General features: G+C 66.9%; 31 protein-coding genes. 15 read left to right on the top strand and 16 right to left on the bottom strand.

Annotated elements, in window-relative coordinates:
* Positions 1–2: 2 nt before the first annotated feature.
* From EV650_RS06090 to EV650_RS06100, 3 genes are read right to left on the bottom strand one after another with little or no spacing between them, the layout of a single operon-like run.
* Entirely contained in the window at positions 3–527 is a 525-nt protein-coding gene (locus EV650_RS06090) for a GNAT family N-acetyltransferase (RefSeq protein ID WP_134116184.1), read from the bottom strand.
* Between the two features lie 3 nt (positions 528–530).
* Positions 531–764: a hypothetical protein gene (locus EV650_RS06095; protein ID WP_134116186.1), complete on the bottom strand. Its 234-nt coding sequence runs from the start codon at positions 762–764 to the stop codon at positions 531–533.
* A 13-nt stretch (positions 765–777) separates the two neighbouring features.
* Positions 778–1,416, bottom strand: a complete 639-nt coding sequence (locus EV650_RS06100; protein WP_134116188.1) for a GNAT family N-acetyltransferase — start codon at positions 1,414–1,416, stop codon at positions 778–780.
* 88 nt (positions 1,417–1,504) lie between these two features.
* Between EV650_RS06100 and EV650_RS06105 the strand changes: the two genes are divergently transcribed.
* From EV650_RS06105 to EV650_RS06120, 4 genes are all read left to right on the top strand, one after another.
* Positions 1,505–2,194, top strand: a complete 690-nt coding sequence (locus tag EV650_RS06105) for a class I SAM-dependent methyltransferase (RefSeq protein ID WP_166678043.1) — start codon at positions 1,505–1,507, stop codon at positions 2,192–2,194.
* Positions 2,195–2,225: 31 nt separating this feature from the next.
* Positions 2,226–3,626, top strand: coding sequence for a serine hydrolase domain-containing protein (locus EV650_RS06110; RefSeq protein ID WP_202874410.1), 1,401 nt, complete (start codon positions 2,226–2,228; stop codon positions 3,624–3,626).
* A gap of 198 nt (positions 3,627–3,824) precedes the next feature.
* A complete protein-coding gene (locus EV650_RS06115) occupies positions 3,825–5,435 on the top strand; it encodes an ABC transporter transmembrane domain-containing protein (protein WP_238174040.1) in 1,611 nt (536 codons plus the stop codon).
* Entirely contained in the window at positions 5,428–7,173 is a 1,746-nt protein-coding gene (locus EV650_RS06120) for an ABC transporter ATP-binding protein (RefSeq protein ID WP_134116194.1), read from the top strand. Before EV650_RS06115 ends, EV650_RS06120 begins: the two co-directional genes overlap by 8 nt.
* Here EV650_RS06120 and EV650_RS06125 read toward each other — a convergent pair.
* Positions 7,170–8,213 carry a DUF2252 family protein gene (locus EV650_RS06125; RefSeq protein WP_166678044.1) on the bottom strand — a complete coding sequence of 348 codons (1,044 nt, stop codon included), beginning with the start codon at positions 8,211–8,213 and terminating at the stop codon, positions 7,170–7,172. The genes EV650_RS06120 and EV650_RS06125 overlap by 4 nt on opposite strands.
* Complete coding sequence (locus EV650_RS06130; RefSeq protein ID WP_134116198.1) at positions 8,210–9,367, bottom strand: cation:proton antiporter; 1,158 nt, start codon at positions 9,365–9,367, stop codon at positions 8,210–8,212. Before EV650_RS06130 ends, EV650_RS06125 begins: the two co-directional genes overlap by 4 nt.
* Positions 9,368–9,473: 106 nt before the next feature.
* Between EV650_RS06130 and EV650_RS06135 the strand changes: the two genes are divergently transcribed.
* The 5 genes from EV650_RS06135 to EV650_RS06155 all read left to right on the top strand — a co-directional run bounded on the left by EV650_RS06135 (position 9,474) and on the right by EV650_RS06155 (position 13,472).
* A complete protein-coding gene (locus EV650_RS06135; protein ID WP_134116200.1) occupies positions 9,474–9,893 on the top strand; it encodes a hypothetical protein in 420 nt (139 codons plus the stop codon).
* Positions 9,893–11,560, top strand: a complete 1,668-nt coding sequence (locus EV650_RS06140) for a hypothetical protein (protein ID WP_134116202.1) — start codon at positions 9,893–9,895, stop codon at positions 11,558–11,560. The genes EV650_RS06135 and EV650_RS06140 overlap by 1 nt, the downstream gene beginning before the upstream one ends.
* A gap of 4 nt (positions 11,561–11,564) precedes the next feature.
* The gene (locus EV650_RS06145) at positions 11,565–11,774 is read left to right on the top strand and encodes a hypothetical protein (protein ID WP_134116204.1); all 210 of its coding nucleotides are present in this window, start codon (positions 11,565–11,567) and stop codon (positions 11,772–11,774) included.
* A gap of 133 nt (positions 11,775–11,907) precedes the next feature.
* Positions 11,908–12,231 carry a YciI family protein gene (locus EV650_RS06150; protein ID WP_134116206.1) on the top strand — a complete coding sequence of 108 codons (324 nt, stop codon included), beginning with the start codon at positions 11,908–11,910 and terminating at the stop codon, positions 12,229–12,231.
* The gene (locus tag EV650_RS06155; RefSeq protein WP_134116208.1) at positions 12,228–13,472 is read left to right on the top strand and encodes an RNA polymerase sigma factor; all 1,245 of its coding nucleotides are present in this window, start codon (positions 12,228–12,230) and stop codon (positions 13,470–13,472) included. Before EV650_RS06150 ends, EV650_RS06155 begins: the two co-directional genes overlap by 4 nt.
* Here the strand turns inward: EV650_RS06155 and EV650_RS06160 are convergent.
* The 5 genes from EV650_RS06160 to EV650_RS06180 form a co-directional block, all read right to left on the bottom strand.
* Complete coding sequence (locus EV650_RS06160) at positions 13,443–14,174, bottom strand: DUF3626 domain-containing protein (protein ID WP_238174041.1); 732 nt, start codon at positions 14,172–14,174, stop codon at positions 13,443–13,445. The genes EV650_RS06155 and EV650_RS06160 overlap by 30 nt on opposite strands.
* A complete protein-coding gene (locus EV650_RS06165) occupies positions 14,174–14,653 on the bottom strand; it encodes an NUDIX domain-containing protein (RefSeq protein ID WP_134116212.1) in 480 nt (159 codons plus the stop codon). The genes EV650_RS06160 and EV650_RS06165 overlap by 1 nt, the downstream gene beginning before the upstream one ends.
* A 5-nt stretch (positions 14,654–14,658) precedes the next feature.
* Positions 14,659–15,054 (bottom strand): tautomerase family protein, encoded by a 396-nt coding sequence (locus tag EV650_RS06170; RefSeq protein WP_134116214.1) that lies wholly within the window; start codon positions 15,052–15,054, stop codon positions 14,659–14,661.
* A gap of 72 nt (positions 15,055–15,126) precedes the next feature.
* Positions 15,127–15,879: an SAM-dependent methyltransferase gene (locus tag EV650_RS06175; protein ID WP_134116216.1), complete on the bottom strand. Its 753-nt coding sequence runs from the start codon at positions 15,877–15,879 to the stop codon at positions 15,127–15,129.
* A 29-nt stretch (positions 15,880–15,908) separates the two neighbouring features.
* Entirely contained in the window at positions 15,909–16,766 is an 858-nt protein-coding gene (locus EV650_RS06180; RefSeq protein ID WP_134116218.1) for a phosphotransferase, read from the bottom strand.
* 167 nt (positions 16,767–16,933) lie between these two features.
* On the opposite strand from EV650_RS06180, the gene EV650_RS06185 reads away from it, so the two are divergent.
* Positions 16,934–17,770, top strand: a complete 837-nt coding sequence (locus EV650_RS06185) for an aldo/keto reductase (RefSeq protein WP_238174042.1) — start codon at positions 16,934–16,936, stop codon at positions 17,768–17,770.
* Positions 17,771–17,813: 43 nt separating this feature from the next.
* Here the strand turns inward: EV650_RS06185 and EV650_RS06190 are convergent, their stop codons facing one another.
* From EV650_RS06190 to EV650_RS06200, 3 genes are all read right to left on the bottom strand, one after another.
* Positions 17,814–18,362: an isochorismatase family protein gene (locus EV650_RS06190; RefSeq protein ID WP_134116221.1), complete on the bottom strand. Its 549-nt coding sequence runs from the start codon at positions 18,360–18,362 to the stop codon at positions 17,814–17,816.
* Positions 18,363–18,429: 67 nt separating this feature from the next.
* Positions 18,430–18,720: a DUF1905 domain-containing protein gene (locus EV650_RS06195; protein ID WP_134116223.1), complete on the bottom strand. Its 291-nt coding sequence runs from the start codon at positions 18,718–18,720 to the stop codon at positions 18,430–18,432.
* Positions 18,717–19,670 carry a helix-turn-helix transcriptional regulator gene (locus EV650_RS06200; protein ID WP_134116225.1) on the bottom strand — a complete coding sequence of 318 codons (954 nt, stop codon included), beginning with the start codon at positions 19,668–19,670 and terminating at the stop codon, positions 18,717–18,719. The genes EV650_RS06195 and EV650_RS06200 overlap by 4 nt, the downstream gene beginning before the upstream one ends.
* A 52-nt stretch (positions 19,671–19,722) precedes the next feature.
* On the opposite strand from EV650_RS06200, the gene EV650_RS06205 reads away from it, so the two are divergent.
* Positions 19,723–20,286: a DinB family protein gene (locus tag EV650_RS06205; protein ID WP_134116227.1), complete on the top strand. Its 564-nt coding sequence runs from the start codon at positions 19,723–19,725 to the stop codon at positions 20,284–20,286.
* A gap of 145 nt (positions 20,287–20,431) precedes the next feature.
* Positions 20,432–21,331, top strand: a complete 900-nt coding sequence (locus EV650_RS06210) for an LppU/SCO3897 family protein (protein ID WP_134116229.1) — start codon at positions 20,432–20,434, stop codon at positions 21,329–21,331.
* A 1-nt stretch (position 21,332) separates the two neighbouring features.
* Here the strand turns inward: EV650_RS06210 and EV650_RS06215 are convergent, their stop codons facing one another.
* Both EV650_RS06215 and EV650_RS06220 read right to left on the bottom strand, forming a co-directional pair.
* Positions 21,333–21,758 carry a nucleoside deaminase gene (locus EV650_RS06215; protein WP_134116231.1) on the bottom strand — a complete coding sequence of 142 codons (426 nt, stop codon included), beginning with the start codon at positions 21,756–21,758 and terminating at the stop codon, positions 21,333–21,335.
* Positions 21,755–22,603, bottom strand: coding sequence for an LLM class flavin-dependent oxidoreductase (locus tag EV650_RS06220; protein ID WP_134116232.1), 849 nt, complete (start codon positions 22,601–22,603; stop codon positions 21,755–21,757). The genes EV650_RS06215 and EV650_RS06220 overlap by 4 nt, the downstream gene beginning before the upstream one ends.
* Before the next feature lie 93 nt (positions 22,604–22,696).
* On the opposite strand from EV650_RS06220, the gene EV650_RS06225 reads away from it, so the two are divergent.
* The 3 genes from EV650_RS06225 to EV650_RS06235 are packed head-to-tail and all read left to right on the top strand — an operon-like array spanning position 22,697 to position 24,807.
* Positions 22,697–23,158: an Lrp/AsnC family transcriptional regulator gene (locus EV650_RS06225; protein ID WP_134116234.1), complete on the top strand. Its 462-nt coding sequence runs from the start codon at positions 22,697–22,699 to the stop codon at positions 23,156–23,158.
* A gap of 18 nt (positions 23,159–23,176) precedes the next feature.
* Positions 23,177–24,016, top strand: coding sequence for a hypothetical protein (locus EV650_RS06230; RefSeq protein ID WP_238174043.1), 840 nt, complete (start codon positions 23,177–23,179; stop codon positions 24,014–24,016).
* Positions 24,013–24,807: an SDR family oxidoreductase gene (locus EV650_RS06235; protein WP_134116236.1), complete on the top strand. Its 795-nt coding sequence runs from the start codon at positions 24,013–24,015 to the stop codon at positions 24,805–24,807. The genes EV650_RS06230 and EV650_RS06235 overlap by 4 nt, the downstream gene beginning before the upstream one ends.
* Here EV650_RS06235 and EV650_RS06240 read toward each other — a convergent pair.
* Positions 24,784–25,233, bottom strand: coding sequence for a MarR family transcriptional regulator (locus tag EV650_RS06240; RefSeq protein WP_202874411.1), 450 nt, complete (start codon positions 25,231–25,233; stop codon positions 24,784–24,786). The two genes, EV650_RS06235 and EV650_RS06240, sit on opposite strands and share 24 nt — an antisense overlap.
* Between the last annotated feature and the right edge of the window lie 27 nt (positions 25,234–25,260).

Genomic DNA, 25,260 nt, shown 5'->3' on the forward strand with positions numbered 1-25,260 from the left:
CGTCACGATGCAGACCATAAACGAAGGACGTAGCCGAGGTAGGGCGCGCCAGCGGGTCCGGGCCGCGAGGTTCCGTCTCGGGTCCAGCCGTGTCGTTCGTAGAACCGGATGGCACGAGAGTTGCGCTCCCACACTTCGACCTCACCGACGGCGTCAGCCTGACGTGCAATGGACACGAAGCGTGCCATCAGAGCGCTTCCGACACCGATGGACCACTGGCCGGGATCGACGAAGATACCGGCAAGCCGGACACGCTTCTCGTCGGGTGCGCTGGTTGGAAACACCCGGCCCGCATCCACCGTGACCACACCGACGATGTCATCGCCCAACGCGGCCACAAGGACGGCGATCCGAGCATCGTCCACCATCTTGCGCCATGCCTCCCGGTACTGCCCGTCAGGATGCGACGCCACCTCATGGCCGCCGGCGCGGTAGTACACAGCCCGCGACCGGGCATGCAACTCCGCCAGCGCATCGCCGTCCCCGCGCACTGCGTCACGAATGCGGACTTGAGTCGGCTTACTCATAAATCACGAGACTACGGCCCCGCCCCAGAGTCGCTCTGTCAGTTCGACTCCGTGGGCGACGATGAGTTGCTGGTACGCCGTCGTGCTGAGCGACTCCCCCGCCCGCTCGCCGTGAAATGGCCCGCCGTGACCGAGCAAGACCAGAGGACGAGCGGTTCCGTCGGTCGGCGGCTGCCAAAGGACGCCGGCAAAGCCACGGTCGACCTCGAACGATGACTCTTCAACGTCGTCGTACACATGTTCGAGACTCTCACGACAAAGGTAAGTACTTCCGGCACGCCTCGATGTTGTGCAGCTGGATGTCGTCCCTGCGTTGCCAGTTGTCTCTGGTCAGTCGCCACCGGTTCAACAACGCTGGTTCGCCAAGTCGTGTAGCCCAGTCCGATCCGTTCGGCTCGTAGCCGAGGGCTCGCGAGATCGCGTTCGAGCCGTGGTTGTCCACAAAGGCATCGCTGCCCGCTTCCTTCGCTCCCAGCCCGTCGAACGCGAGATGCAAAATCGCCGCTCGCATCTCATGGCCGATCCCCCGGCCGCGCTGATCGCTGGCCAGCCAGGAGAAGCTGGTGACCGTGCCGAAGCTGGGGAAGTCGACTCCGATCAGATCCTGCATCCCGACCGCGCGCCCGTCCACGACGACCACGAAGTACAGCCGCCACGCTTCGGGCTCGACCTTCCCTCGACCGCGCCAGATCGCCCGCAGCCACTTCGCCACCCGCAAGTCAGGATCCGGCTCGTAGAGCGAGATCGGGTCGTCGTAGGGCAGCGGCTCGGCGTGCGTCTTGCCAGAGCGAACCGCGTCCGCGAGCTCGTCCAGCAGGTTGTCGGTGGCGCCGCGCAGCTCCAAAGCCGGCGTACTGACGCGCACATCAAGAAGCGGATAGCTCGACACAGAACGATTCAACTCCACAAACCCACAACCGCGCACGTGGATTTCACCATAGGCTGCAGCGATGCGACCCGAGCAGCAGCAAGGTGAAATGATTCTGGCTGACGGCTGGGATGCCAATGCCGACGCGTGGATCGAGTGGACCAGACGAGGACTCGACAGCTACAACACCCACAAACTGGCCTTCCTGCCGTTGATCCCGCCGCCCGGTCGGCTCACAATCGACGTCGGCGCGGGTGAGGGTCGTGTCAGCCGTGAGTTGCAAGCACGAGGACATCGCGTCCTGGCGATCGATCGATCGTTGACGATGAGTCGGTCCGCGGCGACGCACCCCGAGGTACCTGTGCCGGCCGTTGTCGCCAATGCCGTGAACCTACCGTTGCCGGATGCAACTGCTGATTGTGCAGTGGCATTCATGAGCCTGCACGACATCGACAACGTCGAAATGGCTATCGCGGAGATCGGCCGAGTTCTCGCCGTCGGCGGGAAACTGGTGATGGCGATCGTGCACCCACTCAATTCTGCGGGCGCTTTCGACCAAGCGCGGTACGTCATCCGGGATTCGTACACCGAAGCCAGGAACTACACCACCACACGCACCCGAGAAGGCCTTTCGATGACGTACCACGGAATTCACCGACCGCTGCAGGTCTATACCGAGGCCCTCGCCGACGCAGGCCTGGTGATCGAGCGGCTCCGCGAACACGCCAGCGATGATCCCGACGACAAGTGGTCTCGTATCCCCCTGTTCATGCACATCGTCGCGTCCCGGACGGCGTAATTCGATTGCGCGGTCTTGTTACGTTGCCTGCATGTCTCTACTGCCGCGGTCGACACCGGCCGCCCAGGGCATGTCGTCTCGTGCGATCGCCGCGCTGCTGGACCGGATCGCAGCGGAATCCGTCGAGCTCCACTCGATCATGGTCGTACGCCGGGGCCACGTCGTCGCCGAAGGCTGGTGGGCGCCCTACTCCCCCGAACGCCCACACCTGCTCTACTCGCTGACCAAGTCGTTCACCTCAATCGCGGTAGGACTCGTGATCGCCGACGGCCTGCTCTCGCTGGACGCCTTGGTCGTAGACGTGTTGCCCGAACACGTCCCAGCCGACATCTCCGAGCAGGGTCGCCGCATCACCGTCCATCACCTCCTTTCCATGACCTCCGGCCACACCACGGACAGCCTCGAGGAAGCCTGGCAACTGGAGCCGAACGACCTGGTCAAGGGCTTCCTGCGCGTGCCGTTCCGCGAGCCCGAGGGAACCCACCACACCTACGACAACGCGACCACCTTCGTCCTCGCTCGGATGGTCGAACGCGTCACCGGCCGCGGCCTTCCGGAGCTGCTCGACGAACGCCTGTTCAAGCCGATGGGCATCGACCACGCCGAATGGGATCGGGTGGCGAGCGGAGCCGCCTTCGGTTTCCACGGGCTGCACCTCACGACCGAGGCTGTCGCCGCGTTCGGCGAGTTGCTGCTGCGCGGAGGCGTCTGGGGCGACCAGCAGTTCATCCCCCGCGCGTGGGTAGAGCTCGCGACCAGCCGGCACATCGAAACCCTGCCACTCGACGACTGGGCCAGGAGCCCCGACTTTCTCTCCGGGTACGGCTACCAGTTCTGGATGTCGCGTCACGGCTACCACGGGAACGGCGCCTTCGGCCAGCAGTGCGTGGTCGTTCCTTCCCACGAGCTCGTCATCGTCGTGACCGCCGCCATCGCTGAGGGGAACGCGTTCCCCGGCGTCTTCTGGGACTACCTCTTGTCTGATCTGGACGACGCGGAGTACGACGAGATCCTCGCCGATCGGCTCCGACGGCTCTCACTTCCGCTCGTGGAAGGTGCGGCCAACCCAACCCGCTCCGTCGAGGCGACGCTCGACTCCTCCCCCGAGAATTCGGCTCTGCCCGACGGAACACCAGTCATCGTTGATCCCGTCGACGGTGGATGGCAGCTGCAATTCGAGGCGTTCACCCTCAAGGTCGGGTACGGCGAATGGCGCGAAAGCTCACCCCGCGGCCGCCCCGTCGTCGCGACCGGCGCCTGGCAAGGCGACACCTTCCTCGCCGACCTCTACATCATCACCACCCCGCACCGGGTACAGGTGGTAGTCGACGCGGGGAGAGCCACGGTGACCTGGAGCACCGTCCCCCTGACCGGCCCGAACCTGGCCTTACATCTGCAGTCGCCGCTGATGACCCGGCCGGACGTCGCGTAGGTACGCCCTGCTGCGAGGATCTACGGCATGGCCACCGACCCAAAGCGACCACGGACGTAACGGATGGCGCCCATTCGCGCGTGGTTGGACAAGACAACCGAGACGTGGACCCCGCCGACAACCCGTGATCTAGCCAGCCCTCTCCGCTTCCTGTACTGGCTGACTCGATCGCAGTCACGGCGCATCGCATTAGGTGCAGTGTTGGGCATCTGCTGGACGGTCGGCCTGACCGTGCCGCCATGGGTGCTGTCCCGCGCAGTAGATGAAGGACTGGTCGCCGGCAATACGGGTGCTTTGGTCGGATGGGCGTTGGTTTTGCTGGCCGTCAGCGTCCTGAACGCGCTGCTGGGGATCGCCCGGCATCGCACCATGACGAAGATCCGGATGGACGCATCGTTCCGCTCGGTCCGCACCACCGTCTGGCACACCTCTCGACTGGGCGCCTCATTATCCCGTCGTGTAAGCGCCGGCGAGGTAGTCACGGTCGGCATCAGCGACGTGTACACGGTTGCGATGGCGCTGACCGTCACCGGTCCGGGCGTCGGCGCGGTCGTCGCGTACGCCGTCGTGGCGGTCGTACTGTTCACCATCTCGCCGTTGCTTGCCGCCGTCGTACTCGCCGGAGTCCCCCTTCTTGCCGTCACAGTCGGCCCGTTCTTGCAGCGCATCGAACGCACAGGCGGCGAGTACCGCGTGCACCAGGGCCGATTGACGACCCGTCTCATCGACGTGCTGGCCGGGCTCCGCGTACTCAACGGCCTCGGCGGAAAGACCTTCGTCGCCGAGCGGTACGACGACCAGTCGCAGCGACTCGTGGGACGCGGCTACCGAGTCGCCGGCCCCGCCAGCTGGGTTGGCGCACTATCGACCGGATTGCCGGCCCTCTTCCTCGCCGCCGTGGTCTGGTTGTCCGCACGAATGGCCGCCACCGGCGCCATCACGATCGGCGATGTCGTCGCCGTCTACGGGTACGTCGCCGTGCTCGTCGTACCCGTCTCGTTCTTCATCGAGGGCGGTGCTGACATCGCACGGGCTCGGGTGGCGGGGCAACGAATCATCGACCTCCTCAACCTGCCAGTTGCCAGCGACAACGACACTGCGGCGCTCCCCACCGGCAGTGGCCCGTTGGTCGACCCCGACTCGGGAGTGATCGTTCGTCCCGGCCTACTGACAGCGTTAGTCGCGGCCAACCCGGCGGAGGCGACCACGGTAGTCGAGCGCCTTGGGCAACTAACTTCCGAGGACACGGATGTGACGTGGGCAGCTGTGCGCATTGATGAGGTCCCGCGCGAGCAGTTCAGACAACGATTGGTTGTCGCGGACAACGATGCCGAGGTGTTCGCCGGCACAGTCCGCGACATCGTTGCCGGACGCATGGAACCTGACGACGACCGGATCCGTGCGGCCATCCACACGGCTGTGGCCGAGGATGTCGTAGAGGCACTGCCCGGCGGTCTGGACGCGGTGATCGCCGCCGGTGCGAGCGATCTGTCCGGTGGGCAACGGCAGCGAATCCGGCTCGCCCGTGCTGTCTATTCCAAGCCTGACGTACTGCTCGCCATCGACCCGACCTCGGCGGTCGACGCGAACACCGAATCGGCCATGATCGACCGGATCCGCGAAGCCAGGCGCGACACGACAACGGTGATCACAACGTCGTCGCCACTCGTCCTGGACCGCGCTGACGAGGTCATCGTCCTGGTCGACGGCAAGACGTCGTCGGCCGGGACGCACGCGGACCTTCTGCGCAGCGATCCCTACTATCGCGACCTCGTAACCCGCGCCCAGGACGGCCTCGACGATGAGTAACCAGATGCCGGTCGCCGGCCCGGCCGAGGTCCGTACTGCGGCGCTACGCGACCTGGCCGCAGACCGACGTGCTGTGGTTGGGGTCGTCCTGGTCAACGCGTTGGCCGCCGCGGCAGGTTTGATCGGTCCGTGGCTTCTCGGCCGGATCATTGACACGATTCAGGCCGGCTCCGGCGACGTACTCAGCGCGGTCGACCGTCTTGCCTTCGGCGCTCTGCTGTTCACCGTTGTGCAGACGGTGCTGTCGTGGTGGGCGCTCAAGATCGGCTATCGCTTCGGCGAACGTACGGCGGCCCGTGTTCGAGAACGATTCCTGGCCCGGACCCTGGCGCTGCCTCCACGAGTCGCAGACCACCTTCCGACCGGCGACCTGATCGCCCGCGGAAGCACCGACGCCTCGCTGGTCGCGATCACCTTGCGATCCGCCGTACCCGAGGTTCTCGTGGCCATGATCCACGCCCTCGCCCTCATCGTCGCCGTACTCTTCCTGGACCTACGGCTCGGGCTTTGCGGGCTCGTCTGCTTGATCGGCGTCGGAGCGGCGATCCGCTGGTACCTGCGGCGGGCCAGGCCGGTCTATCTCGCAGTCGCAGCATCGGGTGCAGACCTCGCCGATGTCGTCGCGAGCACCGCCAAAGGCGCCCGTACGGTCGAGACACTCGGGTTGGAACGCCGTCGGTCGCAGGTCACAGAGACCGCCATCGCTCAAGCCCGGTTCGCGCGCCTGGCAGCACTGTGGCTGCGAACAGTCCTCTTCCCGTGGTCGGAAGTAGCGCTGGCGCTCCCCGTGGTGGGAGTCCTGCTGATCGGCGGCGCCCTGTACGCCCACGAGCTGGTCAGCCTCGGAGTCGTGGTGACCGCGACGGTGTACCTGCGCCAACTCGTCGGCCCACTCGACACCCTGATGCTCTGGATCGAACAACTCCAAGGCGCCGGAGCCTCCTACGCCCGCGTCGAAGGCCTCGCAGACATCCCCAAGGAGGAGCCGCAGCTTTCACCGGGGACCGTCGGCGACCGGATCCGAGTGGACAACGCGCACTACAGCTACACCGGCGCTCGCGACGTACTTCACGGCATCGACCTGCTGGTACAGCCCGGAGAACGCCTGGCCATCGTCGGCACGTCCGGAGCTGGAAAGTCAACCCTGGCTCGTCTTCTCGCCGGTCTCGACCGCCCTCACACCGGCTCGGTGACCATTGGCGGTACGCCGGTCGCCGACCTGCCACCCGACCAACTCCGCGAACACGTCGTACTGATCACCCAAGACCATCACGTCTTCCACGACACCGTGCGCGACAACCTCCTCATCGCAAAACCGAACGCAACCGACGACGAGTTGTACGCCGCCCTGGACGCAGTCGGGGCCGTATGGGTCAACGACCTCCCACGCAGGCTGGACACCGAGCTCGACCACGACACCAACCTCGACGACGCCAGCGCCCAGCAACTCTCACTGGCACGCGTCGTCCTCGCCGATCCCCACACCCTGATCCTGGACGAAGCCACCTCACTCCTCGACCCCAGAACAGCACGACGGACAGAGCAATCACTGGCCTCCGTACTCCAGGGCCGCACCGTGATCGCGATCGCCCACCGCCTCCAAACAGCCCACGACGCCGACAGAATCGCCGTCATGGAAGCCGGCGAACTCGTCGAGCTCGGCACCCACGACGAACTCGTCCGCGCCGGACGCGTCTACGGCCAACTCTGGCAAACCTGGCACGCAGAAAGCCCTTAATGCCACCTGTGGAAAAGAGATTTGGTGTCTTCAGTCAGGCGTTGGGCGGCGTGGTGAAGCCAGGACGTCGGCAGTTGGGCCACGTGGTCGCGGGCGGCGTCGAGCTGCTCGGGGCTGGCGCCGTGGACGTCGGCGGCTGCCCGGGCCATTGAGGTCAGCATCCGCTCGGTGTCTTTCGGGCGCAGATTCTCGATCGTGATCCGTTGTACGTCGGGTGCGAGCGCGCGTATCTGCCACCCCTCGACGCGGCGCATCGGATCCGGGCCGCTGACCGTCGTCAGCACGCGCTCGTACAGCGTCTCGTCGGGCCGCACTCCCCCGGCGGGTTCGAAGAGCGCCGTTGGTGGTCCCAACAGCTTCACCTCGCGAGCAACGTCCTTGCCGACCGCAACGAAGCGTGGATGACCGAGTGAGCCGACACCGGCCTGACGGCGGTACCACGACGGCTCCCAGTCCGGCCCGACCGAATCAATCGCCGCCCGACGGACGTGCGCCGGTACGTCGGACGCCGCGGCCGGCTGCCCCTCGGCCAACCGTCCGAAGTACCGCTGATCCGCCGCCGGCCGAGGCATCAATGCACGCAGATGCTGAGCACCGTCGTCCGCAAGATCCACCGCGCGACCGGCCTGCGCCTGCGTCCAACCGTCCAGCACAACCCGACAGATCCGCTTCGGCCCGATCGCCACCTGCGGCGTGAGTACTGCGGACACGGCCAGCCGCACCAGATCCAGTGCAGGCGTCCCCCACGCCAACTCGTCGAAATCGTTGACGCCCCATCGCCGTACGCGGTGCCGATCCAGCCACGTCCCGAAGTTCTGCACATGCAAATCGCCGACCGCAGGCACTTGAGGTCCGTCGAACAACGAAGGCACCAGCTCGGCCGCTCGCTCCAGCCACAGGTAGTACGTCCCACGGAGGAACCGGGCCGGGTCGGCAGCGAGCGTCCGGTGCTTCAGCTCCAGATCCTCCGGTACGCCGGGAATCCGCTCACCCAACCACGCTTCGTACGCCGCCGTCACCGCAACCGGATCCACCGTCACGACGACGCCTTGTCGTTGCTCTCGGCCACCAAACCACGGCGTACCGCAATCCCACCAGCGACGGCGCTGACTGCGATCGTCAGCAGCGCCCCGAGGATCAGCGCGGACGACTCCCCCGGCTCCAATACGTTGAGTGCTGTCCCGACCGTCGCGGCCGCGACCGGTACGCCGAGCTGCGCGGCCGAGAGCGCCCCGATACTGACCGGCTGCCGACTCAGCACTCCCGACAGGTGACTGATCAATGCGCCGGCGCCAAGGGCGACCCCGAGGCCGATGAACCCCGGTCGCGTCCCCAGCTCCCGAAGATCGAGCGACGCACCGAGCCACACGAAGAAGACCGGACCAAGGAACCCTTCAGTCAGAGCAAACAACTGGCGGGCCAATCGCCGCGGCTCCCCCACAGCCGCCACCGCCAGCCCGAACACGAACCCAGCCAACATGATCGACACGTGCGTGGCGGTAGCCAAGCCGGCCAGCGCGAACAGCACGATGAGACTCACCCGAAGCTCGATCGCGAGCCGCCGGTCCTCGGACACTCGGTGCACTCGTTGCCGCACGCCGCTCCGCTCGACCCAGTTCAGCAGCACGAAAACCACGGCCCCGCTGGCAAGCACCGCCAGCGCGCCGAGTGCCGCCCGTCCGGCGTGCGGCGGGTCGATCGCGAGCGGGAGCGCCACGATGCAGGCGGCGTCGGCGATCGCGACCTGCGGCAACAGTTGGACCACAGCCGGTCCCCCGAGCCGCAGCGAGTCGACGATCGGCAGGATCAGCGCGGCGGACGAGGACGCCATCAGTACGGCGTACAAGGCGACGTGCCCGGTGTCGAAGATCGCGTTCAGACCGAACGCCAATCCAGTAGCGACGATCCCGGTGACCACCGCGCGGAGCAGGCCGGGTCGGATCGCCCGTCGCAGGCTGTCGTCGCGGACCGGAACGTGCGTCCCGGCAACGAACATCACCAGCCCGAACCCGATGTCCGCGAGGAACGTGAACCGCCCGTCGGTCGCGTCCAGGTAACCGATCCCGGTCTTGCCGAGCACCACGCCGGCGACCAGTTCGCCGAGGACCAGCGGAATGTGCCAGCCGCGCGGCAGCGCCAGCAGTGGACCGAGGAGGCCGACGGCAACCACGACGGCCAGCATCGTGAAGCTCACCGCGCCACTCCTTTCGCCGACGCCCTATTCTGCCGCCGGATCGCGCCGCCCGGTGGGAGGCTGCGAGAATGTCGCGGCAGACGACTACAGGCGGTGAGCAAGCAGGATGCAGTACGACGACTTCCGGCGGGCGTACGACGGTGTGATGGCGGACTGTCGCGCGGCGAAGCTGAACACTTCGGCGCTCGAGGAGAGCGTTGCGCGCATGCAGGAGCTGTACGCCGCTTTGCCGGCCGACGATCAGGCTCGGGCGGCCGACGACCTGGCCCGGCTGGAGCAGATCCTCGGGACCGCCCGGCGGTATCAGGTTCGCGACTTCCCGCTCTACCGTGAGGCGTCGGCGATCTTCGCGTCGGCGAACTCGGACGAAGGTCCCGCTCAGCTGCGGGCCCAACGAGCTCGCGACGGCATCGGTCAGCTGAACGCACTCGCCGAGCGTACGACGGCAGCCGACGAGCGCTCAGCGGTCCTCGCCCTCACCGAACCGCTCGCCATGCTGGTCTCCGCCCTCGACGCGGACAACTGATGGTCGATCTGAGCGGCCTGATCGACCCGCGCGCGGTCGAGTACTTCGAAGGCTTCATGAACCGCCAGGCCGAGGCGGCGATGGCGGTGACCGGCGCACCGGCGTCCACCTGGAGCGGACGCTATTCGTCCCGCACCCAGCAGGTGAAGATCGACCTCGGAACCTCCGTCGCGACGGTGACCTGGGCCGGCGACATCGAGTACGACGCCAAAGCGGTGATCCAGCCGATCTGGCTGCTGTGCCGTCGGGGCGGCCGGCTCGAGGGCTACCGGCTGGACTCGGCCAGGGACGCCTTTCGGATCGTCTTCCACGAGAACCTGCACGCCGTGAACCAGCTGGGCCGGACGATGGGGCAGTCGGAGGCGGCCTTGCAGGATCCGGCGAACCGCGCACTGGAAGAGGGCCTGACCGAGCTGTACGCCCGCCGGAATCTGAACGCCTACCTGCAGAAGCTCGGCGTCGCGGAACTCGTTCCCGGCATTCTGACGGCGAACGACTACTGCGAGGGAACCTATCCACACTTCGTTCCGGCGGTGGAGGTTCTGGCCGAGGGACTGAGCCGGCGGACCGGTTTCAGCGAGAACGAGATCCTCCGGCGGCTTGTCACGATCGACTGTGAGACCCGCTGGCAGGTCGTCGGTGACCTCCTCTTCGAGGCCGAAGGACTCCACCACCTGGTGCCCGAGGCGGACCACGCCGGCGTCAAGGACCGGCTGACGGCCGCCATGCGGCAGCCGTTCGCACAGCTGGTCGACCTCGACGGCTCGATCGACCAGATCATCGTCGCCTCGACGACGGCGGGTTACGACGCGCTCGGATCATTCGACCGGGAAGTCGAGGCGCTGCGGCTGGAACACGACCGGACCCGCGGACCGGCCCAGCTCCTGGACAGCATCCTGGAGCGTCAGGAACACGCTGCTCTCGCGGTCACCGGCGCCCACCACATCACCCAGATCAGCGGTTCGGTTGCCGACTTCACCTTGGCGGACGGTTCCACCGTCGAGGAGGTACTGCGAAAGATGTGCGAGCGGGCCGGCGAAGAGAACCAGCCGTACGAGGACCTCGCTCAGTACAAGGAAGCGCTCCACGTGCTCCTCGAGCACGACATCTACCAATCCGCCGGCCGGTTTCGTGAGGTCGGGATGGGCGACGTCCCCTTGGACCGCGGAACGGTCGTCTTCAGCGAAGGTCTCGCCAGGGCGCTGTCCGACGACCGCCTGAACGCGTACGTCGACCAGTTGGGTCTCGAGCCGATCGCCCCGGGCCTTCGTGACACCGCCTCACCTCGTCGGCTGGACCCTGGTGCCGTCGCCGCAAGGGCGTTCGTCCAGGAGATCGGCCGCGAAATCCAGGTGCCGGTGAAAGGCCAGGGCAACACGGGCAACGGCGAGCAGCCGGCCTATGTCGAGATGGACCGTGACGTGCTGCTCAGACAGTTGGCCGGAGTAGATCCGGAGCTGCCCTGGCTCCGCGTCACTGACTTGGTGTACGGCAGTCAGGCCTTTCCGCGACTATCTGGACTCGGAGGACATTCGCGAGGTCAAAGACATCATCCAGCAGTCGATGACGGAGGGCTTCGCGCGGGTCGGCGTACCGGAGGCGTCCGGCCCGTTCCCGCTTTTGTCGGCAGAAAAGCTCGGTCGCGAGGCCGCACAGGCCGGCCGTAGGACCATGATCGAGCTCGACGGGGCGTTGCGGCCGCCTGTTCAGGCGACCCCGGTGGCGATGCATGCGATGTCGGTGGGCCAGCTGCCGAGTGATGCGCGGATGGCGGTCGACCTGCTGACCCAAGGCCGACCAGGACCTACGGCCCGTCCCTCGCCCAGCCGGCAACCTCGCCAGTACGGCGGCCAGAGTCCACGGCCCGGTCGCGAGGTCTAGTACCGGGCTTGTCGTAGAACCCTTGAGGGCTAGTGTCGGTCGAAACTTCTTCGGCGGCGGCGTCGGATTGGCGTCGAGGTGTTCGTTGCACAGGTAAGTGGACGAGGAGCGTCCCCGAACGCAGGAGATGATCATGCGGTATCTGGTTTCGGTGATCGATGACAAGGACAATCCCGGCAGCACGGACCGGCAGCCTGCCATCAGCACGTTCAACGACCGGCTGATCGCTGAGGGCTACTGGGTCTTCGCGGGCGGACTCGCAGACACCACCGCGGCCACGGTCATCGACAACCGGGGTGAGCAGGCGGTCTTCACCGACGGGCCTTTCGTGGAGTCGAAGGAGTACCTGGCCGGCGTCTGGGTGTGGGAAGCCCCCGATCTGGATGTGGCGCTCAAGCTTGCCACCGAGGCGTCGAAGGTCTGCGATCGCAAGATCGAGGTGCGGCCATTCCAGTGAGTGACGTCGAAGCGGCGATCACCCGGGTGCACCACGAGGAGTGGGCCCGGGTAGTCGCCTCCCTCACCAGGCGCTTCGGCGATCTGGACATCGCCGAGGAGGCCGCGGCCGAGGCCTTCGCGACAGCCGTCGAGCGGTGGCCTGCCGACGGTGTACCCCCGAACCCCGGCGCCTGGCTGACCACCACCGCCAACCGCAAGGCAATCGACCGGCTCCGGCGCGAGAACAAGCGCGACGACAAGCAGAAGGAGGCTCAGATGGTGTACGACGGCCCGCCCGAGCCTCTCGGTGCGATCGACGACGAGCGACTCCGGCTGATCTTCACCTGCTGTCACCCGGCGCTCGCGATGGAGACCAGGGTCGCGCTGACGCTGCGCATGGTCGGTGGACTGACCGTGCCTGAGATCGCACGGGCGTTCCTGGTGCAAGAGACCGCGATGGGTCAGCGGATCACGCGGGCGAAGTCCAAGATCAAGGCGGCCGGCATTCCGTACCGGGTGCCGGCGACGGAGGATCTTCCGCGGCGCATCTCCGGCGTACTCGCGGTGCTGTTCGTGGTGTTCAACGAGGGGTATCTGGCGACGGGTCCTGACACCGACCCTGTGCGCCATGAGCTGACGGCCGAGGCGATTCGGCTCGCGCGGCTGATCCGTGCGCTGATGCCGGGTGACGGTGAGGTGGCTGGGCTGCTGGCTCTGATGCTGCTCACCGAGGCTCGTCGTACTGCGCGGGTATCGGCGACCGGCGAACTGGTTTCGCTTGAGGAGCAGGATCGTGGGTCCTGGGACGCGGCGCTCGTCGCTGAGGGGCACAGGCTGGTGCGCGAGCGCCTGGCGTCTGGGATTGCTCCAGGTCGGTATCAGGTCCTTGCGGCGATCAACGCGGTACACACGTCTGCTCGCGATGTGCGCGACACGGACTGGTCGCAGATCGTTGCCCTCTACAACCAGCTGATCCGCCTCGATCCCTCGCCGATCGTCGCGCTCAACCGGGCGATCGCGGTCGCGGAGCTCGACGGTCCGGAGGTGGCGCTCGCCGCCGTCGACCGTCTCGAGGACGCGCTGGCCGGGTACCACGCGTACCACGCGACTCGCGCCGAATTCCTGCGCCGGCTTGGGCAGAGTTTGAACTCCCGCGCGGCGTACGACAAGGCGATCGAACTGGCCGGCAACACCGCGGAGACCGCCTACCTCACGCGCCGGCGCGACCAACTAGTCGCGGGTTCGTCCGAAGCGGGCTAGGCAGTGCCAGACCTGCTTGATGGATTGCGCGGGATGTACGCCGGAACGCGCGGCGTGACCTAGTCGCTCAGGAGTGAGCTCAGCGCCAAGCTCGCGGGCCAGGTCGACGATGTGCTGGCCGCGGTACGCCGGGTCGAACGCGTCCGGTGTCGCGCGGAAGCCCGCGTGGTATTCGACCGGACACCCGAGGCGGTGCGCAGCCTCTTCGACTGGGGTGCCGATGAAGGACGGGTCGAGGACGACGGCGTCCACGTCGGTGTCGAGGCGTACGGCGCCGTGGACCTGTGCTTCGACGTACTCGTCAAGGTCATCGAAACCGGAATCGTCCGCCAGCCGACACAACTGCGGCAGGACGGACGCGTCGCCGAAGTGCTCCGGATCGCGGGCCGAATCTGGAAAGCAGAACGTCGATCGGTCGATCGCCTCAGGTTTCAGCCGAAGGTACGACGACCCGAACCGGATCGCACCACCGTACGAATCGTCCCGCCGATTCCACACCCCGTAGACAGGCCGATCCGCCCCGGGCAATTCGTCGTACCTGCCCGCAAACAGCCGACTCTCCCACCGCCACCGATCCCCACCCAATCCCCCGTTAGAAATCCCAGTAACAAACTGCGACCGATAAACCCCATCCAAAGCCAACGCCTCAATAACCAACCGCTCCCCAAACCGCCAGTTCGGCTGAAACTGCAGCGTGATCATCAGACCGGTCCCGTCAAACGCCCGTCGGCGTCGATGACGATGAATCGGAGTTCTTGATCATGCCTGCCGGTTGCGAGCCAGTGCGCGAATGCGACTTGCGCCGTCGGTGGCATGTCGAGCGTCCTTGGGTCCACCGTCAGATCGAACCACCCGAGATCTCCCTCGGTGCATTCGGTGGGGATAGGTGACTCGGGGCGCAGGTCGGCGGCGAAGTAGTACGTCGTACGAACCTCTGTCCCGGTGTCTCGCATCGCGACGTAGCGCAGAGCCAGGTTAGTGAGCTGATCGGCGGTGACTGCGATCTCCTCGTCGAGCTCTCGGAGCGCGGCGCTCGTCGGCTGCTCGCTTGGTTCCAGGTGACCGCCGATTCCGACCCAGGAGTCGGCGATCGCGCGGGAGCCTCTGCGGTACAGGAGCAGGACACTCCCCCGGTGGACCAGGAACACCGAGGTCATGTGCCGCGTCGCGCGTTCTGTCATCTGGTTCAGACGTTGATGTTGAAGCCTAGGTCTAGGTCGGAGGCGGCTTGGCCGGAGCGGATTCCCCAGTTTTCGGTGGGGAGGTCGCGGACCAGGATTGTTACGTGGTCGGGTGGGATGTTGAAGGCCTTCAGGTTGGTGACGATCTCGGTGTAGAGGCTGCGCTTGGCGTCGATGGAACGGCCGGCGAAGCAGTCGATGCTGACAAGGGTGAAGAACTCGGGCTGCGTGAGACGCGGCGAGCAGGCGAATCGGTGCGGGGCGTGGACGACTAAGCGGACGTCCTTGTCCTGCGGCGGGATCTGAAACGCGGTGACCAGCGCGTCGTGCACGGCGTCGATCAGACCAACTTCTTCAGCTTCGGAGTACTCACGGCGTACCTCGATAAGCGCACTAGGCATACGTCGAATCCTTCCACTCTCAGGCCCGGACTCTCCGACCCCATCACGAAGCGACGGCTCCGGCGAGCGAATTTAATCGAGGTGGGCGACTAGGCGGGTTAGGCCGAGGAGGTTGCCTTGGTCGGCTTCTAGCATTTGTTCGTCGGGGGCGTAGCCGCGGCCTACTTGGGCGCAGGTCTTGAGCCAGAGGAGCCAGTCGGACCAGCCGTTGGGGACGAAGTCGGCGGTTTCGACGGTGACGAGGTTTGTGCGTTCCCAGAGTTGGCGCCACCAGTCGGGCGGGAGCCAGGTGCAGAGGTCCGGGCCCCAGCGGGTCGCGAGGTACGGCGGTGGGGCGAGGTCGGGTTGGGTGCGGATTCCGGGGACGACGACGCCGACGGTGCCGCCGGGGCGGAGGAATTGGGTGCAGTAGGCAAGGTAATCAGCACCCGTGCCGAAGTAGTTGAAGGCGCCGACGCTGACGATCGCGTCGAAGAATCCGTGTGCGAACGGGAGTTTGTGCGCGTCGGACTGGATCGGGTGGACGCGGTCGGCGGCGCCGGCTTCCTGAATACGTTGCCAGTTCTCGGTCGGGTCTACCCAGAGATCGGTCGCCCAGACCTCCACGTCGTACTCGCGGGCGAAGAAGATCGACGTCAGCGCCGTACCGCAGCCGAGGTCGAGGACCCGCATCCCGGGCCGCAGCGTCATCGCCTGCATCAGGCTCTCGGCGCTCCAGAGTGGATGTGGGCCCATCAGGTTGTCGACGATCCATTGCGGGTCGTAGGTGTTCGACCGCGGATATCGGTCGAGGGTGAGCGCTTCGCGCAGGAGTTGGTTGGACATGGCGCGACGATCCCAGCGGGCTCGATTCGTCACAACGGAGTTTCGCCGACGGCCTCCGCGATCATCCGGTGCCCTTGCTGCTCGAAGGCCTCGTCTCCGACTTGATGCGCCCAGACGGCTGTGCTGACGGCCTCGCGGATCCGGGCTCGGTGCCAGACGTCCGGCTCACGGGGGTCCGGGCCGTAGCCGCTCACGAAGGCAGTCTCGAGTGCGGGCATCGATCGGAACTGTTGCGCTGCGAGGCGGACAAAGTCGGTGTACGCCGGGCGGAGGTCGGCGCGGCCGAAGTCGATGATGCGGATAGTGCCGTCGTCAGTGAGCCAGTTGCGCGGCTGCCAGTCGCCGTGGGTCGGCACGAGAACGGCGGGCGGCGTCGGCCAGTCCGCGATCTCTGCGCGGAGACGGTCCGCGAGCACCGGGTTGATTCGGTGCGGTTTGGCGAGGTGCGTGAGGATTCGCTGGTTCTCGCGCGTTTCGTATGCGTCATCCGGTACGGCGGATTGTCGATGGAACGCGGCCAGCAGTTCACCGGCCTGGCGGTAGGTGTCGGGCGCCCATTCGGCGGGCGAACCTTCCACCAGCTCCCCCGGCAGGAACTGCGTCAGGAGGAGCTTGGCGTCGCTGTCGGCTCGGATCAGCTGCGGGGCTCTGCCCTGTGCGGTCCACGGCGTCAGCCAGTTGCGGTGGGCCCGCAGCTCGCGCGCGAGGTGCCGGTCGGCCGCGTCGCCGGCCTTCGCGATGTAGCGCTCACCGTTGTGCAGAAGCTCGAGTACGACGGTGCCGACGAGACCCCAACTGTGATCCTTCAGGACTTCGGCTGACGGCAACCACTCGCGCAGAAGCTCTCGTTGCCGGTCGCTGAGCCTCGGTGAGATCGGACGTCGCATGGGCGCAGACTAGTCCAGGAAAAGTATTTGAAAAGGTGGACGAATGTCCTTTGAGGATTTATCCTGGCCTAATGCACAATTCACAGGTAAATACGTCTCTACCATTAAACCTATCATCAGAAATTGACGAAGGCAAGTCGGCGGAATTCTGGCGGCTTGGGGACGTTGTGGTTCGGCGGATCGGGTTCGGGGCCAAGCGGCTTGCGGGGCCTGGCCGTGATGGGGCGGATGTGCAGGAGCGGGCGGTTGCCCTGTTGCGGCGCGCGATCGAGCTGGGCGTGAATCACCTCGACACGGCGGCGTTCTACCCGAGTCACGGGCCGGAGGGCCAGACGCACTTCGAGAGCCTGGACTGGGCGAACGAGGTGATCCGGCGGGCGCTCGCGCCGTACCCGGAGGAGTTGGTGATCGCGACCAAGGTCGGGCCGATGAAAGATCGGCTGGCGCGGCCGGATGAATTGCGCGGGCTGGTGGAAGCCGAGTTGCAGGCGCTCGGTTTGGACGTGCTGGATGTCGTTTATCTGCGGCTGCACGGGGTGAAGTCGATCGCGGAGCATTTCGGTGCACTTGCCGAGCTGCAAGCGAAGGGGATGATTCGGCAGCTCGGCGTGTCGAATGTTCGGGTGGAGCAGCTTCAGGAGGCGCGGGAGATCGCGCCGGTGGTTGCTGTGCAGAACAGGTACAGCGTGGGATTCGGGCGGGTGAACGACGAGATCCTGGGCGTTTGCGGTGAGCTCGGGATCGCGTTCGTACCGTTCTTCGCGCTGACCGCGGAGTCGCGAGAGGCGGGTGGTGTGCCGGACTCCGATGCCGTGCAGGCGATCGCGGATCGGCACGGCGCGACGGCCGCGCAGGTCCGGCTGGCGTGGACGTTGAGCCGGGGCAACCACGTTCTCGCCATCCCGGGCACGTCCAGTCAGCAACACCTGGAGGAGAACCTCCAGGCCGGCGACCTCATCCTGTCCCCCGACGACCTCGCCGTACTCGACGCCATCACCGACTGACCACCATCGCTGGGGGCGGCCAACACCGCCCCCAGCGCGGAGGTCAGAAGGTCAGCTCGTCGGCATTCTGTACGGCGGCCGTCCTGCCAGGAGCCTGGTGGTTCTCCCAGTACAGGTTCGTGTGCGCGATCACCTTGTCAGGCGTAGGGGCGCCCCACTCGCTCAGATCCTCGGTCGTGTGTGCGTCGCCGACAAGAGTCACGTCGTACCCGCGGACGATCGCGCCGTGGATCGTCGACCGGATGCATTCGTCGGTCTGCGCGCCGCTCACGACAAGATGACCGATCCCGGCCCGGGCCAGCACGTCCTCCAGATCGGTCGCTTCGAAGGAATCCGGGTACGTCTTGTGGACGAGAGCTTCCGCCGCATCACGAGAGAGCTCGGGAACGAACTGCCACTCGTCGCTGTCCTTGACGAGGTTGTCGCTCGAATGCTGGACCCAGACCACCGGCACTCCCCCGGAGCGGGCCTTGCCGACGGCGGTGCTGATGTTCGCGACGACCTGGTCCCGCTCGTGGGCCTCGGCGACGACACCGTTCTGTACGTCGACCACCAGCAAGGCCGTGTTCGGCCGATCAGACAGCGTGGACATGTCCGCTACCTCCCCTTCGGATGAGTACGGCGAACGCTAGACCCGACCGCCGACAGTTCTCGTCACGTCACCCGCGCAGCCGCAACCGGACCGTCGGTACGTCGCCGTCGTCGAGCTCCTCGGCCCGTCGGATCGAGGTCTTCACCGGCAGGACGTAACCCCCGTCCTTCGGGAACATCGACGTCTCCCAGACGCTCCCGCCGATCTCCGCGGTCACCGGGATCATTCCCCACCCGTAGCTGACCGCACTCGCCTCGGCCTCGAAGTACGCACTCTCGTCGTCCGGCACGGTGATGAAGTACCACGGCGCCGGCCCGCGCCAGTACCAGATCTCCCCCGCAAACTCGACCTCGTTCATCCCGCGTCCGGGGTGCTTGCGGCGATCAGGCGGCGGCCGAGCTCCTGGGAGGCGGCTTGGAGTTCGGGGCCGCCGAGGATTCGGTAGGGAGCGTGGAGGTCGGCCAGTTTGGCGGCGTACCAGTCTGGTTCGTCGGTGCTGGCGATGAGCCGGGTGTGGGTGTCGTCGATGGCTTCGAGGCGGCCCATGCTGCGGGAGATCCACCACCCGACCTCCTCGCGAGGTGCGTCGATCACGACCTCGATCGGGTACTTCCATCCCATCGCCAGGTGCTCCTCGACGGTGGCGAGTGGGTCCAGGTCGGCCGGTGGCGTGAATTCGTCGGCGAGTGGCTCGACCTTGGTGACCTTGTCGACGCGGAGGACCCGTTGCGAGTCCTTCGCGTGCGACCAGCACAGCAGGTACCAGCGACCTCGGCGTACGACGACAGCCCAGGGATCGACGTCCATCGGCCACTCGTCGTGGTGCCGGCGGTAGTGGATGGTGACCTGCCGGCGAGCGGTGCTGTGCGCGACGAGCGCGGCGGTGATCTCGGGGTCCGGCGTCCGTACGCCGGGGTCCGGAGCGCGGGCGCTGACCCGCCGGATCGCGTCGGTCGAACGCGCGATGTGCTCGGGGAGAACGCGGATGATCTTCCCGAGCGCGCTCTCCACCGGATCCGCGGCGCCGCGCGGTCCTTCGAGGACGGCCATCACCAGGCCAAGCGCCTCCGTGGTACTGAACATCAGCGGCGCCAGTCGCAGCCCGCGGCCGACGCGATAACCGCCGTACGGGCCGCGGACGGACTCGATCGGGATGTCGGCCTCGCGCAGGATCGCGACGTACCGGCGGGCCGCTCGCTCGGAGACGCCAAGCTTGTCTCCGAGTTGGTCGGCGGTGATGCCGGGGCTGTTCTGAATCAGCTCGAGGACCATCAAGGTCCGGGCCGTCGGGCTCACGTCGTACGCCATATTTCACCATTCCGGAAGGTGTTCGTCCGGAACCGAGGGTAGCTTCCTCGACATGGACAACAACAGTGTGGACACGGTGGATGCAGTGGAGCTCCCGGCCGCCGGCGACGAGGTGCAGACGTTGCTCGGCGTGCTGGATCGCAATCGGCGGACGTTCGCCTGGAAGTGTTCGGGGCTGAACGCGGAGCAGCTGCGGACCCGGCTCGCGCCGTCGTCGATGACGTTGGGCGGCCTGATGAAGCACCTCGCGCTGGTCGAGGACGACACGTTCACGCACCGGCTGTTCGGTCGTGACCTCGGCGCGCCATGGGGCGCGGTCGACTGGGACTCGGATCCCGACTGGGAGTGGCGTACGTCGACCACGGACTCACCGGAGGAACTCCTTGAGCTGTGGGACAGCGCCGTGCGGCGTTCCCGCGCGTCGGTCGCGGAGGCGATGAGTGACGGTGGCATGGATCGGGTCGGAGCGCTGGTCTGGCCGGACGGGCGTTCGCCGAATCTCCGGCGACTGGTCACTGATCTGATCGAGGAGTACGCACGGCACACCGGGCACGCGGACCTGATCCGCGAGTCGATCGACGGCCTGGTCGGCGAGGGCATGCCGCCAGAGGACTGAGTCACCGTCGGTAGACAGTGATGGGCCGATGGTGAGGATGGAACCGACGACGTGATGTCGGCGTCCGAATGGACCGTATGCCTTAGTAAGGTGCCATGGTTCAGCGTGTTCCGACCCCACTCCTCCTTAGCCTCAGGAACGATTCGTGACCACATCCCCTCCCCAGCCGCCGCAGAACCCGTACCCCGGTCAGCCGGCCGGCTACGGTCCGCCTCCGCAGCAGTTCCCGCAGTACTCGCAGCCTGACCAGCAGCCCGGTCAGCAGCAGCCCCAGCAACATGGCCAGCCGTACGGTCAGCCCAGCCAGCCCTACCAGCAGCCGTTCCAGCAGGCACCCGGCCAGCAGCAGGGCGGGTACCCGCAGGACCAGTACCCGGGCCAGCAGCAGTTCGGTCAGTCGTTCCCGCAGGGTCAGCAGGCGTTCGCGCCGCAGGGCCAGATGGTCTGCCGGTTCTGCGGTGGCTACCCGGCGGTCGACGCGACCGTGCGCGGCCACCAGGGCATGATCATCCTGATGCGGTTCCTCAAGCTGCGCGGACCGTTCTGCCGGACCTGCGGGATCGCGTCGGTCCGCGACATGACCTCGAAGAGCCTCTGGCAGGGCTGGTGGGGTGTCGGCTCGTCGATCATCAACCCGATCACGATGCTGATGAACATCGGCCCGATGCAGAAGTTCAAGAGCCTGCCGGAGCCGCAGCCAGGCCCGGGCCGGCCGATGGACCCGGGCAAGCCGATGCTCCAGCGCCCGGCGATGCTGATGCTGCTGGTGCCGTTCGTGGTGATCGGCCTGATCATCTTCGCCAACCTGAACTCGACCGAGGCCAAGGCCAACGTCGGCGCGTGCGTGGTGAACAACGGCACCTCGAGCGACCCGGACGTGAAGGTCGTCGACTGCACGTCGTCCGAGGCCGAGTACAAGATCGTCGGCAAGGTCGACGACTCGACCGACGACAGCCAGTGCGACCAGTTCGCCGACGCACAGGCGTCGTACGTCTACCAGCAGGGTTCGACGAAGTACACGCTTTGCCTCACTCCGGTGAAGTGACCTACACGTAGTACCCGTCCACCGGCACGCGTGCCTCGTCGTACAGCGCAGGTCCTTCCTGCGGTACGGCGGGGAAGCTGCCGGTGGACTTCAAGCCGTCCAGCTGCTCCCCCGACAGCGCGAACACGACCCGGCCGAGCCCCGAACGCGCGAGCGCACCGGCGCACATCCCGCACGGCTGGCAACTCGTGTACATCGTCGTGCCGGCCGCGACGTCGGGCGTCAGGTGTTGCGCGGCCCAGACGGCGAGCTTCAGCTCCGGGTGGAAGCTGATGTTGCCTTCGCTGATCGTGGTGTTGTGGTCCTCGGCCAGCACGGTCCCGTCCGGCCCGACCAGCAGCGAGCCGAACGGTGGGTCGCCCCCATCCCGCGCGGCCGCGGCCAGCGCGATCGCGCGGCGGAGGAATCCTTCTGCCTCGGGTGTCACGTCGTCTCCAATCGTTGATGCGCGGCGATCGTCGCCAGCGCTTGCCAGGCCGCTTCGGGCCGTTCCGTTTCGGTCGGGTCGCCGAGGAAGGGATCGAGTACGACGGTCTCCGCGCCGAGCTCCCGCAGTACGTCGAGATCCGCGATCACCTGCTCCACCGTGCCTTCTCCGGCGACGCGATCGTCGTCAGGCAAGGGCTTGTCGGTCAGCCGGAGCAGGATGCGCGGCGCGAATCCGGGAACCGGCCGGTCGAGCGACGCCGCCATCGTCCGCAGCTGATCGAGGCCAGACCACATTTGACAAACGCGCTGACGCAGCGGATGCCACGCCGTACCAAACCGTATGGTACGGCGGAGGGCTGCCGCGCTAGAGCCGCCGACCCAAATCGGGATCGTGCCAGCACCGTAGTCCGCTGTGTCCGCCCATGCGCGCCGCAGCTCGGCGAGCATCACGTCCGTCTGCTCTCCACGCCGGCCATGCTCCGCGCCGAGTGCCTCGAACTCCTGCCGCGCCCAGCCGATCCCGACGCCGAGTACGAACCGGCCGTCGCTGAGCTGGTTGAGATTTGCCGCCATCCTTGCCACGAGCAACGGATGCCGGTACGGCGCGATCAGCACCGTCGTCCCGAGCCGGACCCGCTCCGTGATCCCGGCCAGCCAGCTCAGCGTGGTGAACGGTTCGTAGAACGGCGCCGGGTACTGCCCGGCCACGTCCGGCGTGATCACGACATGGTCCGACACCATCAACAGGTCGTACCCGAGACCCTCGACCACGCGCGCCCAGTCCCGCAAGCGCGCCGGATTCGTCCCCGGGCCGAAGTTCGGCACGTTCACTCCAAGTTCCACACCCTCAGGCTATCCAGGCAACAGCCTGCTCTTGAAGAGATTCCTCCCGGCGTACGACGGCCTGCACCGGGGAATCGCCGGTAGATTGGCCCCATGACCGAGACTCTCGATTCGACCGACTGGGCGATCGTCGACGAGCTGCAGGAGGACGCCCGGATCTCGCTGACCGAGCTCGGCCGGCGAGTCAGCCTGAGCGCCTCGGCAACCACTGAACGGGTCCGCCGGCTGGAGTCGATCGGCGTCATCACCGGGTACCGCGCGGAGATCGACCTGACCAAGGTCGGCTACCCGGTGCTGGCCGTCGTACGGCTGAAGTACCCGGGCAACAAGCACGACCCGCTGCACCGGTTGCTGGCTGAGCGGCGCGAGATCCTCGAGTGTCTGCGGACGACCGGTGACGACTGCTACACGCTGAAGGTCGCGGCGGCCTCGATGCCGCATCTCGAGGAGCTCGTCAACGAGCTGACCAGCTTCGGGAGTACGACGACCAACCTGGTCTACTCGCAGACCCAGCGGTACCGCGGGCCGCAAAAGCCAGTGGCCGAGCCCGCCTAAGGATGAGAACGTTGCCCGGTGCTGACCGTCCTGGGCATCGACGTCTCCCCCGACCTGCTGGCCCGATGGGTCGACTGGCTCGCACCCGACGAGCAGCCGTTCTTCCTCACCAAGAAGCAGGCGAACGCGTGGAGCCTGACGGTCGACGACCGCGAGCCCAGCCGGCAGGACCGCGACACCTACTGGACATACGCCATCGACCGCCGCGCTGCCCACACCGCTTGGCTGACCGAGGCGGCGTACGGCGAGCTGCCGAAGGCGACCCGGGCCGCGTTGGTGCGGGCACAGGTGAACTACGGGCGTGGCGCGGTTCCGACCGTCCGGAAGTGGGCGGGCGTTGTCGGGGCGGAGGTTCGGCAGCAGGCCGACGGGCATCGGTTCGTCTGGTGGAAGTCGCTGCTGCGAGAGCCGGAACGGGTGCTTCCGGAGATCGTGAGCGAGGGCCTCGGGCCCAGTCGGCACGGCGACGTACGGACCTGGCCGGCGGACTTCCCTCGGGTCCGGGAATTGGCGGGCACGTTCGCGGACGGCAGTGGGCCGAACTGCTTCGGGACAGTGATGGCGGCGTGCGGAGTCGAGGGCGCCGAGTCCGTTTGGATGGTCCGCGAACCGTTTGAAGAGTGGCTCGCCAACCACACGGAGCCTGGTGGACAGGACGGCGTACCGGGGACTGTGTTCGTGTGGCGGGACGCGGCGGCGCTCGTTCAGCACGCGGCGTTGACGATCGGGGACGGCTGGATGTTGCACAAGCCGTCGCAGTCGTGGATGTCACCACGGAAAGTACGGACGGTGACGCAGGTAAAGCGCGCCACGCGGACTGCCGGCTGGCGGCTCGAACGCCATAAGGTTGTGGGGTGAGGTTGCTCGTCACTGGAGCCGCTGGACTCCTGGGGCGCGAAGTCATGCGCTGTGCCGAGAAGGACCACGACGTCGTACCGGCGTACCACTCGCAACGCGTGCCGGGTGGGGTGCAGCTCGACGTACGGCGCCGCGACGAGGTGCGGGACGTGATCCGGGCAGTGCGACCGGACGGGATCATCCACACCGCCTATAAACAGGACGACTGGGCGACCACCGCGCTCGGCGCGGTCAACGTCGCCCTAGAAGCTGACGGCGCCCGCGTGGTGTTCGTGTCGACCGATGCGGTCTTCGGTCACCGGGGTACGCCGTACGACGAGGACGAGCTGCCATGCCCGATCACGCCGTACGGCGCGGCCAAGGCAGCGGCTGAGACGGCGATCCGCGCGATCGTGCCGGGTGCTGTGATCGCGCGTACGTCGCTCATCATCGGGTCGGACGGTCTATCCGAGGAGGAGCAGCGGGTACGCCGGTTGGCGGCCGGCGAGCCTGGTGCGTTCTACACCGAGAACATCCGCTGCCCGGTTCACGTCACCGACCTGGCGTCTGCGCTGCTCGAACTGCTCGCGTCCGACGTCAACGGCATCACCCACGTCGCCGGACCGGAAGCGCTCAGCCGGCTCGAGCTGGGCCGACTGATCGCCATCCGCGACGGGTTCGACCCGGACCTACTGCCGGCCGTACCGGGCGAGCCGTCAGACATCCGCCTGGACAGCCGCCAAACCCAGTCCGTCCTGAAAACCCACGTCCGACCGGCGACCGAGTTTCTAGCTGGCCGAACGGTTGGGTAGGAGGTCGCGGACGAGTTGGTCGAGCGCACGTGAGAGTTCGGCGACCCGGGCCGGATCGTCGGTCCCCAGCGCCTTGGCCAGTGCAGGCTCGATGCTGGTGGCGCGGACCTCGGCCAGCCGGTCGGATACGCCGGCGGCCCGACTGACCAGGGCTCGGCGGCGGTCGGCGGGATCGGTGGTGGTGATGACCGCGCCGGCCTCCTTCAACCGAGCGATCGCCGTCGACACCTGGCTCTGCGGCAGGCCGGTCCGGGCGGCGATCTCCCCCACCGCGGTCTCCGGATGCTCGGCGATATCGCTGGCGACGATCAGCACCATCCGCGCACTACCGGCGTACTTCGCCGCTCCGCCCGGCGGCTCCGGCAAGGCGTCCTCGCCGATCCTCATCAGCGCCCGCCCGAGCAGGAAGAGATCCACTCCGTTCACAGCCGAAATCTACATCAACTCAGATAC

Source organism: Kribbella kalugense (assembly GCF_004365875.1).
Classification (GTDB): Bacteria; Actinomycetota; Actinomycetes; order Propionibacteriales; family Kribbellaceae; genus Kribbella; species Kribbella kalugense.

Coding starts and splice junctions, on each gene's coding strand:
- EV650_RS06090 (WP_134116184.1), bottom strand. CDS start 527: ATGAGTAAGCCGACTCAAGTCCGCATTCGTGACGCAGTGCGCGGGGAC.
- EV650_RS06105 (WP_166678043.1), top strand. CDS start 1,505: ATGATTCTGGCTGACGGCTGGGATGCCAATGCCGACGCGTGGATCGAG.
- EV650_RS06110 (WP_202874410.1), top strand. CDS start 2,226: ATGTCTCTACTGCCGCGGTCGACACCGGCCGCCCAGGGCATGTCGTCT.
- EV650_RS06120 (WP_134116194.1), top strand. CDS start 5,428: ATGAGTAACCAGATGCCGGTCGCCGGCCCGGCCGAGGTCCGTACTGCG.
- EV650_RS06135 (WP_134116200.1), top strand. CDS start 9,474: ATGCAGTACGACGACTTCCGGCGGGCGTACGACGGTGTGATGGCGGAC.
- EV650_RS06140 (WP_134116202.1), top strand. CDS start 9,893: ATGGTCGATCTGAGCGGCCTGATCGACCCGCGCGCGGTCGAGTACTTC.
- EV650_RS06145 (WP_134116204.1), top strand. CDS start 11,565: ATGATCGAGCTCGACGGGGCGTTGCGGCCGCCTGTTCAGGCGACCCCG.
- EV650_RS06150 (WP_134116206.1), top strand. CDS start 11,908: ATGCGGTATCTGGTTTCGGTGATCGATGACAAGGACAATCCCGGCAGC.
- EV650_RS06160 (WP_238174041.1), bottom strand. CDS start 14,174: ATGATCACGCTGCAGTTTCAGCCGAACTGGCGGTTTGGGGAGCGGTTG.
- EV650_RS06165 (WP_134116212.1), bottom strand. CDS start 14,653: ATGACAGAACGCGCGACGCGGCACATGACCTCGGTGTTCCTGGTCCAC.
- EV650_RS06170 (WP_134116214.1), bottom strand. CDS start 15,054: ATGCCTAGTGCGCTTATCGAGGTACGCCGTGAGTACTCCGAAGCTGAA.
- EV650_RS06175 (WP_134116216.1), bottom strand. CDS start 15,879: ATGTCCAACCAACTCCTGCGCGAAGCGCTCACCCTCGACCGATATCCG.
- EV650_RS06180 (WP_134116218.1), bottom strand. CDS start 16,766: ATGCGACGTCCGATCTCACCGAGGCTCAGCGACCGGCAACGAGAGCTT.
- EV650_RS06190 (WP_134116221.1), bottom strand. CDS start 18,362: ATGTCCACGCTGTCTGATCGGCCGAACACGGCCTTGCTGGTGGTCGAC.
- EV650_RS06195 (WP_134116223.1), bottom strand. CDS start 18,720: ATGAACGAGGTCGAGTTTGCGGGGGAGATCTGGTACTGGCGCGGGCCG.
- EV650_RS06200 (WP_134116225.1), bottom strand. CDS start 19,670: ATGGCGTACGACGTGAGCCCGACGGCCCGGACCTTGATGGTCCTCGAG.
- EV650_RS06205 (WP_134116227.1), top strand. CDS start 19,723: ATGGACAACAACAGTGTGGACACGGTGGATGCAGTGGAGCTCCCGGCC.
- EV650_RS06225 (WP_134116234.1), top strand. CDS start 22,697: ATGACCGAGACTCTCGATTCGACCGACTGGGCGATCGTCGACGAGCTG.